12 protein-coding genes are annotated in these 14,120 nt (G+C 64.5%); 10 read left to right on the top strand and 2 right to left on the bottom strand.

Annotated elements, in window-relative coordinates:
• The first annotated feature begins 83 nt into the window (after window positions 1-83).
• The 9 genes from dnaE to ispD all read left to right on the top strand — a co-directional run bounded on the left by dnaE (window position 84) and on the right by ispD (window position 11,467).
• Window positions 84-3,614, top strand: coding sequence for a DNA polymerase III subunit alpha (gene dnaE, locus E4487_RS15260; protein ID WP_175253770.1), 3,531 nt, complete (start codon window positions 84-86; stop codon window positions 3,612-3,614).
• Between the two features lie 138 nt (window positions 3,615-3,752).
• Entirely contained in the window at window positions 3,753-4,703 is a 951-nt protein-coding gene (locus tag E4487_RS15255) for an acetyl-CoA carboxylase carboxyltransferase subunit alpha (RefSeq protein WP_175253769.1), read from the top strand.
• Window positions 4,704-4,761: 58 nt separating this feature from the next.
• Window positions 4,762-6,084: a tRNA lysidine(34) synthetase TilS gene (gene tilS, locus E4487_RS15250; protein ID WP_175253768.1), complete on the top strand. Its 1,323-nt coding sequence runs from the start codon at window positions 4,762-4,764 to the stop codon at window positions 6,082-6,084.
• 155 nt (window positions 6,085-6,239) lie between these two features.
• Window positions 6,240-7,871 (top strand): CTP synthase, encoded by a 1,632-nt coding sequence (locus E4487_RS15245; RefSeq protein WP_175253767.1) that lies wholly within the window; start codon window positions 6,240-6,242, stop codon window positions 7,869-7,871.
• Between the two features lie 3 nt (window positions 7,872-7,874).
• Window positions 7,875-8,720, top strand: coding sequence for a 3-deoxy-8-phosphooctulonate synthase (gene kdsA, locus E4487_RS15240; RefSeq protein ID WP_152489209.1), 846 nt, complete (start codon window positions 7,875-7,877; stop codon window positions 8,718-8,720).
• Window positions 8,721-8,866: 146 nt separating this feature from the next.
• Window positions 8,867-10,156 (top strand): phosphopyruvate hydratase, encoded by a 1,290-nt coding sequence (gene eno, locus E4487_RS15235; RefSeq protein ID WP_134677476.1) that lies wholly within the window; start codon window positions 8,867-8,869, stop codon window positions 10,154-10,156.
• An 89-nt stretch (window positions 10,157-10,245) separates the two neighbouring features.
• Window positions 10,246-10,446, top strand: coding sequence for a hypothetical protein (locus tag E4487_RS15230; RefSeq protein WP_134677477.1), 201 nt, complete (start codon window positions 10,246-10,248; stop codon window positions 10,444-10,446).
• Window positions 10,447-10,493: 47 nt separating this feature from the next.
• Window positions 10,494-10,772, top strand: a complete 279-nt coding sequence (locus E4487_RS15225; protein ID WP_037053844.1) for a septum formation initiator family protein — start codon at window positions 10,494-10,496, stop codon at window positions 10,770-10,772.
• The gene (ispD, locus tag E4487_RS15220; protein ID WP_175253766.1) at window positions 10,769-11,467 is read left to right on the top strand and encodes a 2-C-methyl-D-erythritol 4-phosphate cytidylyltransferase; all 699 of its coding nucleotides are present in this window, start codon (window positions 10,769-10,771) and stop codon (window positions 11,465-11,467) included. Before E4487_RS15225 ends, ispD begins: the two co-directional genes overlap by 4 nt.
• A gap of 3 nt (window positions 11,468-11,470) precedes the next feature.
• Here the strand turns inward: ispD and E4487_RS15215 are convergent, their stop codons facing one another.
• Together E4487_RS15215 and E4487_RS15210 are read right to left on the bottom strand one after the other, a co-directional pair.
• Window positions 11,471-11,794, bottom strand: coding sequence for an HPF/RaiA family ribosome-associated protein (locus E4487_RS15215; RefSeq protein ID WP_175253765.1), 324 nt, complete (start codon window positions 11,792-11,794; stop codon window positions 11,471-11,473).
• 120 nt (window positions 11,795-11,914) lie between these two features.
• A complete protein-coding gene (locus tag E4487_RS15210; RefSeq protein WP_037053805.1) occupies window positions 11,915-12,811 on the bottom strand; it encodes a LysR substrate-binding domain-containing protein in 897 nt (298 codons plus the stop codon).
• 173 nt (window positions 12,812-12,984) lie between these two features.
• Here E4487_RS15210 and E4487_RS15205 point away from each other — a divergent pair, with 173 nt between their 5' ends.
• Window positions 12,985-14,097 (top strand): S-(hydroxymethyl)glutathione dehydrogenase/class III alcohol dehydrogenase, encoded by a 1,113-nt coding sequence (locus tag E4487_RS15205; protein WP_037053808.1) that lies wholly within the window; start codon window positions 12,985-12,987, stop codon window positions 14,095-14,097.
• Window positions 14,098-14,120 lie beyond the last annotated feature (23 nt).

The raw sequence follows: 14,120 nt of genomic DNA, 5'->3' as shown, positions 1-14,120 counted from the left end.
GCGACGAACTTGCGGCTTGCAGCTTGCAGCGCACTCTTGCTGCTACAATCCGCGCTTTGTCGTTTTCACCTGCAAGGCCGCCCATGACCCAAGCTTTCGTCCATCTGCGTCTGCACACCGAATATTCCCTGGTCGATGGCCTGGTGCGGGTCAAACCGCTGATCAAGGCCGTTGCCGGGGGCGGTATGCCGGCAGTGGCAGTCACCGACATGAGCAACATGTGCTCGCTGGTGAAGTTCTACAAGACCGCCATGGGCGCTGGGGTCAAGCCGATCTGCGGCGCCGACATCTGGATGGCCAGCGCCGAGGAAGATGGCCCGCTGACCCGTCTGACCCTGCTGGCGATGAACGCCAAGGGCTATCGCAATCTAACCGAGCTGATCTCGCGGGGCTGGTCCGAAGGGCAGAGCAACGACCTGGTGATCATCCAGCGCGACTGGGTCAAGGCCGCTGCCGATGGGCTCATCGCCCTGTCCGGCGCGCGCGAGGGCGAGGTCGGCATGGCCTTGCTGGCTGCTGACGAGGCCCAGGCCGAGGCGCGCCTGCGCGAGTGGATGCAGGTGTTCCCGGAGCGCTTCTACCTGGAAGTGCAGCGCACCAGCCGTGTCGGTGACGAAGAGTACCTGCACGCGGCGGTGGCGCTGGCCGATCGTGTCGAGGCGCCGCTGGTGGCCACCAACGACGTGCGTTTCATCAAGCAGGACGACTTCGAGGCCCACGAAACCCGCGTCTGCATCGGCGAAGGCCGCACCCTGGACGATCCGCGCCGGCCACGGCACTACTCCGACCAGCAGTACCTGAAGAGCCCCGCTGAAATGTGCGAGCTGTTCTCCGACTTGCCCGAGGCACTGGAGAACACCGTCGAGATCGCCAAGCGCTGCAATATCGAGGTACAGCTCGGCAAGTACTTCCTGCCGGACTTCCCCACGCCGGGCGGCATGGGCATCGACGACTACCTGCGGCATGCGTCCTTCGAGGGCCTGGAAGAGCGCCTCGAGGTGCTGCTGCCCAAGGACACGCCGGACTACGAGGCGAAGAAGCAGGTCTACATCGACCGCCTCAACTTCGAGCTCGATATCATCATCCAGATGGGTTTCCCCGGTTACTTCCTCATCGTGATGGACTTCATCCAGTGGGCGAAGAACAACGGCGTGCCGGTCGGTCCGGGCCGTGGTTCGGGTGCGGGCTCCCTGGTGGCATACGTGCTGAAGATCACCGACCTCGACCCGCTGGCCTATGACCTGCTGTTCGAACGTTTCCTCAACCCCGAGCGGATCTCCATGCCCGACTTCGACGTCGACTTCTGCATGGATGGCCGTGACCGGGTGATCGACTACGTGGCCGAGAAGTACGGGCGCAACGCGGTGAGCCAGATCATCACCTTCGGTTCCATGGCGGCCAAGGCGGTGGTGCGTGACGTCGCGCGCGCTCAGGGCAAGTCCTACGGCCTGGCCGATCGGCTGTCGAAGATGATCCCCTTCGAAGTGGGCATGACCCTGGAGAAGGCCTACGAGATGGAGGAGCCGCTGCGCGACTTCCTCAAGAACGACGAGGAAGCCCAGGAAATCTGGGACATGTCGCTCAAGCTCGAGGGTGTGGTGCGTGGTACCGGCAAGCACGCCGGGGGGGTGGTCATCGCGCCGACCAAGCTCACCGACTTCTCGCCGATCGCCTGTGACGAGGAGGGCGGCGGCCTGGTGACCCAGTTCGACAAGGACGACGTCGAGCAGGCCGGCCTGGTCAAGTTCGACTTCCTCGGCCTGCGTACCCTGACCATCATCAAGTGGGCGATGGAAACCATCCATCGCGTGCAGAAGCGCGACGGTGCCTCCGACGAGGAACTGGTCAACATCGACTTCATCCCGCTGGACGACAAGAAAACCTACGACATGCTGCAGAAGGCGGAGACCACCGCGGTCTTCCAGCTCGAATCGCGCGGCATGAAGGAGCTGATCAAGAAGCTCAAGCCCGACTGCCTGGAAGACATGATCGCACTGGTGGCGCTGTTCCGCCCGGGGCCGCTGCAGTCCGGCATGGTGGACGACTTCATCAACCGCAAGCACGGCCGTGCCGAGCTGTCCTATCCGCACCCCGACTACCAGTACGCAGGCCTGGAGCCGGTGCTCAAGCCGACCTACGGCATCATCCTGTACCAGGAACAGGTGATGCAGATCGCCCAGGTCATGGGTGGCTATACCCTGGGTCAGGCGGACATGCTGCGCCGCGCCATGGGCAAGAAGAAGCCCGAGGAGATGGCCAAGCAGCGCGGCGGCTTCATCGAAGGTTGTGCCAACAACAACATCGACGCGGAACTGGCCGGTAACATCTTCGACCTGGTAGAAAAATTCGCCGGCTACGGCTTCAACAAGTCGCACTCCGCAGCCTATGGCCTGGTGTCCTACCAGACCGCCTGGCTCAAGGCGCACTACCCGGCGCCGTTCATGGCGGCGGTGCTCTCGGCGGATATGCACAACACCGACAAGGTGGTGATCCTGGTGGAAGAGTGCCGCAACATGAAGTTGCGCATCGACCCGCCGGATGTGAACGTCTCCGAGTTCAAGTTCACCGTCAACGACGACGGTCGCATCGTCTATGGCCTGGGCGCGGTCAAGGGCGTCGGCGAGGGGCCGGTGGAGGCCATCGTCGAATGCCGCAGCGAAGGCGGGCCGTTCAAGGACCTGTTCGACTTCTGCAATCGCGTCGACCTCAAGCGCATCAACAAGCGCACTCTGGAGGCGCTGATCCGCAGTGGCGCCCTGGATCGTCTCGGCCCCTACTACCAGGACGAGCTCAAGGCCTACCAGGCCAGCGTCGACAAGAACCGCGCCGTGCTGCTGGCCTCCATGGAGGAGGCGGTGCAGTCGGCCGAGCAGACCGCACGCAGCGCCGAGAGTGGTCACATGGACCTGTTCGGCGGCCTGTTCGGCGAGCCCGAAGCGGACATGTACGCCAACCACCGCAAGGCGCGCGAGCTGCCGATCAAGGAGCGCCTCAAGGGCGAGAAGGACACCCTGGGCATCTACCTGTCCGGTCACCCCATCGATGAGTACGAAGGCGAGATTCGTCGCTTCGCCCGCCAGCGCATCGTCGAGCTGAAGCCGGCCCGTGATACCCAGACCATCGCCGGGATGATCGTCAACCTGCGGGTGATGAAGAACAAGAAGGGCGACAAGATGGGCTTCATCACCCTCGACGACCGCTCCGGGCGCATCGAGGCCTCGCTGTTCGCCGATGCCTTCGCCAGCAACCAGGCGCTGCTGCAGAACGATGCGCTGGTGGTGGTCGAGGGGGAGGTCAGCAACGACGATTTCTCCGGTGGCCTGCGCCTGCGCGCCAAGCGCGTGATGAGCCTGGAGGAGGCGCGCACCGGCCTGGCCGACAGCCTGCGCCTGAAGGTCGCCAGTGCCGCGTTGAAGGGCGATCGTCTGCGCTGGCTGGCGGAACTGTGCAGCAAGCACAGGGGCGCCTGCCCGGTCACGCTGGACTACAGTGGTGAAGAGGCACGCGCCTTGCTTCAGTTCGGCGACGCCTGGCGAATCGACCCGGCTGACACTTTGATTCAGGCATTGCGTGACCAGTTCGGGCGCGACAACGTCTTTTTGCACTACCGCTGAATTGCGAGAGGGGAAATTCCCCCTGGCATCGGCAAAGGCACCTGCGGGTGTCGACCCGCTGCGTCCTATCCCTTAAGGTAGGGCGCCTAATGGATACAGCTCCCCGGCCACTTGGCCGTCGACGCAAGACGGATGACTATGAACCCGAATTTCCTCGACTTCGAACAGCCGATCGCCGACCTGCAAGCCAAGATCGAAGAGCTCCGCCTGGTCGGTAATGACAACTCGTTGAACATCGGCGACGAGATTGCCCGCCTGCAGGACAAGAGCAGCGCCCTGACCGAAAGCATCTTCGGCAATCTGAGCAGCTGGCAGATTGCCCAGCTCGCCCGTCATCCGCGCCGCCCCTACACCCTGGACTACATCCAGCACATCTTCACCGAGTTCGACGAGCTGCACGGTGATCGTCACTTCTCCGACGATGCCGCCATCGTCGGTGGTGTGGCGCGTCTGGCTGACCAGCCGGTGATGATCATCGGCCACCAGAAAGGCCGTGAAGTGCGCGAGAAGGTACGCCGCAACTTCGGCATGCCGCGCCCGGAAGGCTACCGCAAGGCCTGCCGCCTGATGGAAATGGCCGAGCGCTTCAAGATGCCGATCCTGACCTTTATCGACACTCCCGGTGCCTACCCGGGCATCGACGCCGAGGAGCGCGGGCAGAGCGAGGCGATCGCCTGGAACCTGCGCGTCATGGCGCGCCTGAAGACCCCGATCATCGCCACCGTGATCGGTGAGGGTGGCTCCGGCGGCGCACTGGCCATCGGCGTCTGCGATCAGCTGAACATGCTGCAGTACTCCACCTACTCGGTGATCTCGCCGGAAGGTTGCGCCTCCATTCTCTGGCGTACGGCCGAGAAGGCGCCGGACGCTGCCGAAGCCATGGGTATCACCGCCGAGCGCCTGAAGGACCTGGGCATCGTCGACCAGGTCATCGCCGAGCCGCTGGGTGGCGCGCACCGCGATCCTGCTGCCGCGTCCGAGTCGATCCGCCAGGAACTGACCAAGCAACTGGCCAGCCTGCAGGAGCACGACACCGAGGCGCTGCTCAAGCGTCGTTATGACCGCCTGATGAGCTACGGCATCGCCTGATCCATCCTGTGCAAATCACAACGGGCCTTCGGGCCCGTTGTTGTTTTAAGCTGCGTCGATGACTGCTCTCGATAATCGCCTGCGCCAGGCTCTGGGGCCCTGGCGCACCGCCTCGGCCTGGTGCGTTGCCTTCTCTGGCGGCCTGGATTCCAGCGTGCTGCTGCATCTGCTCGCCGAGCTGGCCCGGCGCGAGGCCGTGCCAGCGCTCTCGGCCATTCATGTGCAGCACGGCCTGCAACCGGTCGCTGCGGCCTGGCCTGAGCATTGCCGGCAGTTCTGCGCAGCGCTGGGTATCCCTTTGCAGGTGGTTGCGGTGCAGGTGGCGGCGCAGGCCAGCGTCGAGCAGGCGGCGCGGCAGGCGCGCTACGCGGCCTTTGCCGAGCATCTGCAGCCGGATGCGGTGTTGTTCAGTGCCCAGCACCGTGATGACCAGGCGGAGACGCTGCTGTTTCGCCTGCTGCGCGGCGCCGGTGTGCGTGGCCTGGCGGCCATGCCAGGGCAGCGCCCGCTGGGGCGGGGGACGCTGCTGCGGCCGCTGCTGGATTGCTCGCGGGCCGAACTGCAGGGCTACGCCGAGGCGCACGGGCTGAGCTGGATCGAAGACCCGAGCAACGCCGACACACGATTCAGCCGCAACTTCCTGCGCCAGCGAGTGATGCCGTTGCTGGCCGAGCGCTGGCCCCAGGCTAGCGTCGCTCTCGCGCGCAGTGCGGCGCACCTGAGCGAGGCCGAGCAGCTGTTGGGCGAGCTGGCCCGCATGGATCTTCAGGCTGCGCACGGCGAACCGGCGTTTTCCTGGCTGGCGCTGCCGTCGCTCGAGCTGTCGCTGGTAACGCAGCTGAGCGATGTGCGGCAGCGCAATCTGCTGCGTCATTGGCTGGCGCCGTTGAGTCGCATGCCCGACAGCGATCACTGGGCCGGTTGGCGGGACCTGCGCGACGCGGCCGGGGATGCGTCGCCCGTCTGGAAGCTGGCGGATGGCGAGCTGCACCGCGCCGATGGCCGCCTGTACTGGCTCAGCGCTGACTGGCTGGCGCCGCCCGTGCTGCCCGATCCTGCCATTGTGCGCATGCAGGGCACATCCGAACTGCCTGGCAACGGCCAGGTGCAGATACGGGGTGAGTTGCCTGCGGGGCGCTGGCACCTGCGCTACCGCCTGGGTGGCGAATCGCTGCTCCTGCCGGAGCGTGGCAGGCGCGACCTCAAGCGCCTGCTCAACGAGTGGCGAGTGCCGGCGTTCGTGCGTCCGCGACTGCCATTGTTGTTCGATGGCGACGAGTTGATGGCCGTGGCAAATCTGGCGCAATCAGCGTCGTTACAGGCGTGCGGCGTGCGTCTTCACTGGTCGCCGCCGATCGGCGCGCAAGGTTTGAGCTGGTAAGGCGTTTCGGGTAGACTACGCTCCCGTCTTAATACAGCTTTTGCCGACTCCCCCAGGGAGCTTGGCGGGCTTGCCATTGTTTGTTGCGAGTAATGGCGCTCCTTCGCTTTCCCCGGCGGCACTGACCGCTTAAACGCAGACTTCTAGGGTTTTTCATGACGCGCTACATCTTCGTCACGGGTGGTGTTGTTTCTTCATTGGGGAAAGGCATTGCCTCGGCTTCACTGGCGGCCATCCTGGAGGCGCGGGGCCTGAAGGTCACCATGCTCAAGCTGGACCCCTACATCAACGTCGATCCGGGCACCATGAGCCCGTTCCAGCACGGTGAGGTGTTCGTCACGCAGGACGGCGCCGAGACCGACCTCGACCTGGGCCACTACGAGCGGTTCATCCGCACCACCATGACCCAGAACAACAACTTCACCACCGGCCGCGTGTACGAAGACGTACTGCGCAAGGAGCGCCGTGGTGACTACCTGGGTGCGACCATCCAGGTCATCCCGCACATCACCGACGAGATCAAGCGTCGCATCATCAAGGGCGCCGGCGATGCCGACGTGGCCCTGGTGGAGATCGGTGGCACTGTGGGTGACATCGAGTCGCAGCCGTTCCTCGAGGCGATCCGTCAGCTGCGTGTCGAAGTCGGCGCCAAGCGCGCGATGCTCATGCACCTGACCCTGGTGCCGTACATCGCCACCGCCGGCGAGACCAAGACCAAGCCGACCCAGCATTCGGTCAAGGAACTGCGTTCCATCGGCCTGCAGCCGGACGTGCTGGTGTGCCGCTCCGATCACCCGATCGATGTGTCCTCGCGGCGCAAGATCGCCCTGTTCACCAACGTCGAAGAGCGTGCGGTGATCAGCCTGGAAGACGTCGACACCATCTACAAGATCCCGGGCGTGCTGCATGCACAGGGCCTGGATGACTTCGTCGTCGAGCGTTTCGGTCTGGAGTGCGGCAGTGCCGACCTCTCCGAGTGGGACCGCGTGGTCGATGCCAAGCTCAACCCGGAAAAAGAAGTCACCATCGCCATGGTCGGCAAGTACATGGAACTGCTGGACGCGTACAAGTCGCTGATCGAAGCGATGAGCCACGCCGGCATCCAGAACCGGACCAAGGTCAACCTGCGCTATATCGATTCCGAAGACATCGAGAACCAGGGCACCGCGCTGCTCGAAGGCGTGGACGCCATCCTGGTGCCGGGCGGCTTCGGTCTGCGTGGCGTGGAAGGCAAGATCAAGACCGTGCAGTACGCCCGCGAGAACAAGATTCCCTACCTGGGTATCTGCCTCGGCATGCAGGTGGCGGTCATCGAGTACGCCCGTAACGTGGTGGGCTGGAGCGACGCCAACTCCACCGAGTTCGACATGGCCAGCCAGCATCCGGTGGTGGGGCTGATCACCGAATGGCAGGACGCCGCAGGCAGCGTCGAGCAGCGCAGCGAAACCTCCGACCTGGGCGGCACCATGCGCCTCGGCGCGCAGGACTGTCAGCTGCAGGCCGGTTCGCTGGTGCATGACTGCTACGGCAAGGACGTGATCGTCGAGCGTCATCGTCACCGCTACGAGGTGAACAACAACCTGCTGCCGCAACTGACCGACGCCGGCCTGAAGGTCACTGGCCGTTCCGGTGACGGCGCGCTGGTCGAAGTGGTCGAGGCGCCGGATCATCCGTGGTTCGTCGCGTGCCAGTTCCACCCGGAATTCACCTCCACACCGCGTGACGGCCACCCGCTGTTCAGCGGTTTCGTCAACGCCGCGCTGGCACAGAAAGGGAAGAAGGTCTAAGGCATGGCTCAGAAGATCATCAAGGTTCGCAACATCGAGATCGCCAACGACAAGCCGTTCGTGCTGTTCGGGGGTATCAACGTACTCGAATCGCGCGACCTGGCCATGCAGGCGTGCGAGGAGTACGTGCGGGTCACCGAGAAGCTCGGTATCCCCTACGTGTTCAAGGCCAGCTTCGACAAGGCCAACCGCTCCTCCGTCACCTCCTTCCGTGGCCCTGGCCTGGAAGAGGGCATGAAGATCTTCGAGGAAGTGAAGAAGACCTTCGGCGTGCCGGTGATCACCGACGTTCACGAGCCGCATCAGGCGGCTGCCGTGGCCGAGGTGTGCGACATCATCCAGCTGCCGGCCTTCCTCTCCCGGCAGACCGACCTGGTGGTGGCCATGGCCAAGACCGGCGCGGTGATCAATATCAAGAAGGCGCAGTTCCTCGCGCCGCAGGAGATGAAGCACATCCTGCACAAGTGCGAGGAAGCCGGTAACGATCAGCTGATCCTCTGCGAGCGTGGTTCGAGCTTCGGCTACAACAACCTGGTGGTGGACATGCTCGGCTTCGGCATCATGAAGCAGTTCGAGTACCCGGTGTTCTTCGACGTGACCCATGCCCTGCAGATGCCGGGCGGTCGTGCCGATTCCGCCGGCGGCCGCCGTGCCCAGGTCACCGACCTGGCCAAGGCCGGTATCAGCCAGGGCCTTGCCGGTCTGTTCCTCGAGGCGCATCCGGAGCCGGAAAACGCCAAGTGCGACGGTCCCTGTGCACTGCGCCTGAGCAAGCTGGAGCCCTTCCTCGCTCAGCTCAAGCAGCTGGATGACCTGGTGAAGAGTTTTCCGCCGATCGAGACTGCCTGAACCGGTCGCAATCCGGTAAAGTGCCGCCCCAGAAAATCCCCCTGACCCGTGAGTCAGAGTGTGCCGCCGACCTGCCTGCGGGCAGCGGCGGTCTCGCGCAGCCCGCTGCTGCCGTCTTACCGTCAACTATTGGAGTGTTAACAAGAATGGCAAAGATCGTCGACATCAAGGGTCGTGAGGTTCTCGACTCCCGTGGCAATCCCACCGTGGAAGCCGACGTCATCCTCGAAGGTGGCATCGTCGGCAGCGCTTGCGCACCCTCCGGCGCCTCCACCGGCTCGCGCGAAGCGCTGGAGCTGCGTGACGGTGACAAGAGCCGCTACCTGGGCAAGGGCGTACTGAAGGCCGTGGCCAACATCAACGGCCCGATCCGCGACCTGCTGCTGGGCAAGGACGCGACCGATCAGCAGGCGCTGGACCGTGCGATGATCGAACTCGACGGCACCGAGAACAAGGCTTCGCTGGGCGCCAACGCCATCCTCGCCGTGTCCCTGGCTGCCGCCAAGGCCGCCGCGCAGGCCAAGGGCGTGCCGCTGTACGCACACATCGCCGACCTCAACGGTACGCCGGGCGTCTACTCCATGCCGGTGCCGATGATGAACATCATCAACGGCGGCGAGCACGCCGACAACAACGTCGACATTCAGGAGTTCATGGTCCAGCCGGTCGGCGCCAAGAACTTCGCCGATGCCCTGCGCATGGGCGCCGAGATCTTCCATCACCTCAAGGCCGTGCTCAAGGCCCGTGGCCTGAACACCGCCGTGGGTGACGAGGGTGGCTTCGCGCCGAACCTGGCGTCCAACGAAGACGCGCTGGCCGCCATCGCCGAAGCCGTGGCCAACGCCGGCTACAAGCTGGGTGACGACGTGACCCTGGCCCTGGACTGCGCCTCCAGCGAATTCTTCAAGGACGGCAAGTACGACCTGGAAGGCGAAGGCAAGGTGTTCGACGCCGCAGGCTTCGCCGACTACCTGGCCGGTCTGACCCAGCGCTACCCGATCATCTCCATCGAAGACGGCATGGACGAGTCCGACTGGGCCGGCTGGAAAGTGCTGACCGACAAGATCGGCGCCAAGGTGCAGCTGGTCGGTGACGACCTGTTCGTCACCAATACCAAGATTCTCAAGCGTGGTATCGACGAGAAGATCGGTAACTCGATCCTGATCAAGTTCAACCAGATCGGCTCGCTGACCGAGACCCTGGAAGCCATCCAGATGGCCAAGGCCGCCGGTTTCACCGCCGTGATCTCGCACCGCAGCGGCGAAACCGAAGACAGCACCATCGCCGACCTGGCCGTGGGCACTGCCGCAGGCCAGATCAAGACCGGTTCGCTGTGCCGCTCCGACCGCGTGTCCAAGTACAACCAGCTGCTGCGCATCGAAGAGCAGCTGGGTGGCAAGGCCGCGTACAACGGCCGCGCCGAGTTCCGCGGCTGACAACGGCCTGTTGCGCGTCGCTCCTGCAGCGTCAGGAACAGGTTCGGCAAGCCGCCTCAGCGCGGCCCGAAGGGGGAGTGGAGTGACTCATGCTCATTGGCTTCAGTAAACTCCGCTTCCGCACCTGTTTTTCCTGGCAGGACGCTGACTCGCAAGATCGTTTGGCTTTGGAAAAGGGCGACGCAAGTCGCCCTTTTTCGTGGGCGCCTCGTCGCCATCAGGGAACCATTGCACGGATGCAGGACCTTAAAACCCATGTCACTCATCAGTCCGCTTCTTTTCAAGCATGAACGCAGCCCCTACCATGCCGATGACTCATTTCGCGAGCCGCCGCTCCATGCGTAGTCCGTACTGGCTGTTCATCGTGCTGATCCTGTTGCTGGCCGGTCTGCAGTATCGCCTGTGGGTCGGCGAGGGCAGTCTTGCCCAGGTCAGTCGTCTGCAGCAGCAGATTGCCGAGCAGCGCGGCGAGAACGAGCGCCTGCTGGAGCGCAACCGTATCCTCGAGGCCGAGGTGATGGAGCTCAAGCGCGGCATGGAGACCGTCGAAGAGCGTGCACGCCAGGAGCTGGGCATGCTCAAAGAGGGCGAGACCCTCTACCTGCTGACCGAATGAGCGCGAGATTCTGGCTGGTGATTCCAGCCGCCGGTATCGGCGCGCGCATGGCTGCCGATCGTCCCAAGCAGTACCTGCAGGTGGCCGGTCGCAGCATTCTCGAGCACACGCTGCAGCGCTTTCTCGATCATCCCGCTCTGCGTGGGGTGGTGGTGAGCCTGGCGGCTGACGATCCGTACTGGCCTGTGCTGGCCGTCGCCAGCGATCCGCGCATCCGCCGGGCCGCCGGTGGGCGTGAGCGCGCCGATTCGGTGCTGGCCGGCCTCGAAACCCTGAAGAACGAAGGCGCGGCCGACGACGACTGGGTGCTGGTGCATGACGCTGCCCGCCCCAATCTGGCTCAGGAAGACCTGCAACGCCTGCTGGACAGCCTGGCCGACGACCCGGTCGGTGGTCTGCTGGCGGTGCCCGCCCGCGATACCCTCAAGCGTGCCGGCGCCGACGGAAGGGTGCAGGAAACCGTCGATCGCAGCGTGATCTGGCAAGCCTATACGCCACAGATGTTTCGTCTCGGTGCCTTGCGCCAGGCACTGGCGCAGGCCTTGCGGGCGCAGGTGGCGATCACCGATGAGGCGTCGGCCATGGAGTGGGCCGGACTGGCGCCGCGTCTGGTCGAGGGGCGGGCGGACAACCTCAAGGTGACCCGCCCGGAAGACCTGCAGTATCTGCAGGTCCTGTGGTCGGAGCCGCGCTGAGCCTCAGTGAGCCCAGCGCTTGGCATCCTTGCCGAGGTTGCGTTCCAGTGCATGGGTCAGCTTGTTCACCGCACCGTCGATGGCCTGCTGCAACTCGGCCGCATCGTGGGAAACCGTCAGCGGGTCGCGGCCCTTCATCCGCGCTTCCACCTTGCAGCGTTTGTCCTGTGGACCGTTCCTCAGCGCATTTTCGTCGGAGAGGTGGAGTTCGATCCGGGTGAGATGGTCTTCGTAGCGTTGCAGCTTGGCTTGCACGCGACTGCGAATGTCGTCCTTCAGGGCCATCGAGGAGGCAACGTGCTTACCGCTGTTGACCAGAACCTGCATAACCATGTCCTCATGCTGATGAGTGGCGAAGCCCCGTCGGCGGGGCTCATGGTTACGACGCTGTTGCCGCGTCCGAGTTTCTCGCCGGCTTGTGACATTCCATGACCGTTCAGCGTGGCGTCAGCTCGGCACACGGTATTCGGCGCGCTGGCTGAGGCCGGAGCGCAGGGTATCGATCAGCTGGCGGACCTTGGGGGAGAGGTGGCGCTGCTGCGGATAGAGGGCCCACACCGCCGTGTTCGGCGGGCGGTGCTGCTCCAGCAGCGACACCAGGCGCCCGCTGCGCAGGTGCTCGAGCACGTAGTAGTCCGGCAGCTGGCAGAGGCCGAAACCGCGTAGCGCGGCGTCGAGTACCGACTGACCGCTGTTGCAGCGCCAGTTGCCCTGCACGCGAACCTGGGTTTCCCGGCCGTTTTCCGCAAAGCCCCAGTGGTCGCTGCTGCCGATCAGGCAGTTGTGCCGCGCCAGTTCCGACAGCGAATGCGGGCGCCCGTAGCGCTGCAGGTACTCCGGCGCCGCGCACAGGTACATCTCGCGAGGTGCCAGGCGCGCGGCCATCAGGCGCGAGTCCTGCAGTCGTCCCAGGCGGATGGCCAGGTCCAGGCCCTCGTGGAGCAGGTCGAGCTGGCGGTTGCTCAGCTCGATTTCCACGCGCAGCTGGGGGTGGCGGGCCATGAAGTCGTTCACCAGTGGCACGATGAAGCGCTCGCCATAGGCGACGGCGCAGGTCAGGCGCAGCAGGCCCTTGGGTTCCGCCCCCAGGTCGCCAACCGCGCGCAGGGCCTCCTCGCGGGCATCCTGCAGGCGCTGGCAATGCTGCAGGAACAGCTGGCCGGCCTCGGTCAGCGCCACGCGCCGGGTGCTGCGGTAGAACAGGCGGCTTTGCAGGCGGTCTTCCAGGCGCGCCACCTGGCGACTGACCTGTGAGGTGGACAGGCCCAGGCGCTCGGCGGCGGCGCTGAACTGGCCGCATTCGGCAACGGCGACGAACTCGTCGAGTCCTTCCCAGCGATTCATGTGTTCTCCATCGGGCTGCGGGTGCCGGCTGGCGGGTGATCCGCGAGCAGCTGTCAGCAGCAGGCGGCATATTATCCCTGTGTAGCAATAATGTTTTGATATTTCTCTGATTATCTCTTTATTGGCTTGATCTAGACTGCTCGCCACGTTCACTCACGCTCAGGAGAGCTTCCATGATCAAGTCCCGCGCTGCCGTCGCATTCGGCCCCAACGAGCCGCTGAAGATCGTCGAGATCGATGTCGAGCCGCCGAAGGCCGGTGAAGTGCTGGTGCGCATCGTCGCCACCGGCGTCTGCCACACCGATGCCTACACCCTGTCTGGCCAGGATTCCGAGGGCGTCTTCCCCTGCGTGCTGGGGCACGAGGGTGGCGGCATCGTCGAGGCGGTCGGCGAGGGCGTGACCTCGGTCAAGGTCGGTGACCATGTGATCCCGCTGTACACCGCCGAATGCGGCGAGTGCAAATTCTGCAAATCGCAGAAGACCAACCTGTGCAGCTCGGTGCGTGCCACCCAGGGCAAGGGCCTGATGCCGGACGGCACCACCCGCTTCAGCTACAACGGCGAGCCGATCTATCACTACATGGGCTGCTCGACCTTCTCCGAGTACACCGTGTTGCCGGAAGTCTCGGTTGCCGTGATCCCCAAGGAAGCGCCGCTGGACAAGGTCTGCCTGCTCGGTTGCGGCGTGACCACCGGCATCGGTGCCGTACTCAACACCGCCAAGGTGGAAGAGGGCGCTACCGTGGCCATCTTCGGTCTCGGCGGCATCGGCCTGGCGGCGATCATCGGCGCCAAGATGGCCAAGGCCTCGCGCATCATCGGTATCGACATCAACCCGGCCAAGGAAGCGGTCGCCCGCGAGCTGGGCCTGACCGACTTCGTCAACCCGAAGGAGCACAGCAAGCCGATCCAGGACGTCATCGTCGAAATGACCGACGGCGGCGTCGACTACAGCTTCGAGTGCATCGGCAACGTGCAACTGATGCGTGCCGCGCTGGAGTGCTGCCACAAGGGCTGGGGCGAGTCGACCATCATCGGCGTGGCACCGGCCGGTGCCGAGATCAGCACCCGTCCGTTCCAGCTGGTCACCGGGCGTGTCTGGCGCGGCAGCGCCTTCGGTGGCGTCAAGGGCCGCAGTGAGCTGCCGGGCTATGTGGAGAAGTCGCAGAAGGGTGAAATCCCGCTGGACACCTTCATCACCCACAACATGGGTCTGGACGAGATCAACGAGGCGTTCGAGCTGATGCACGAAGGCAAGAGCATCCGTACCGTCATCCATTTCTGATAGCGGCAAGCGACGAGCTACAA

Source organism: Pseudomonas sp. BMW13 (assembly GCF_013357275.1).
In the GTDB taxonomy this organism is placed as follows: Bacteria; Pseudomonadota; Gammaproteobacteria; order Pseudomonadales; family Pseudomonadaceae; genus Aquipseudomonas; species Aquipseudomonas khazarica.
This window is presented reverse-complemented; position numbering and strand designations above follow the sequence as displayed.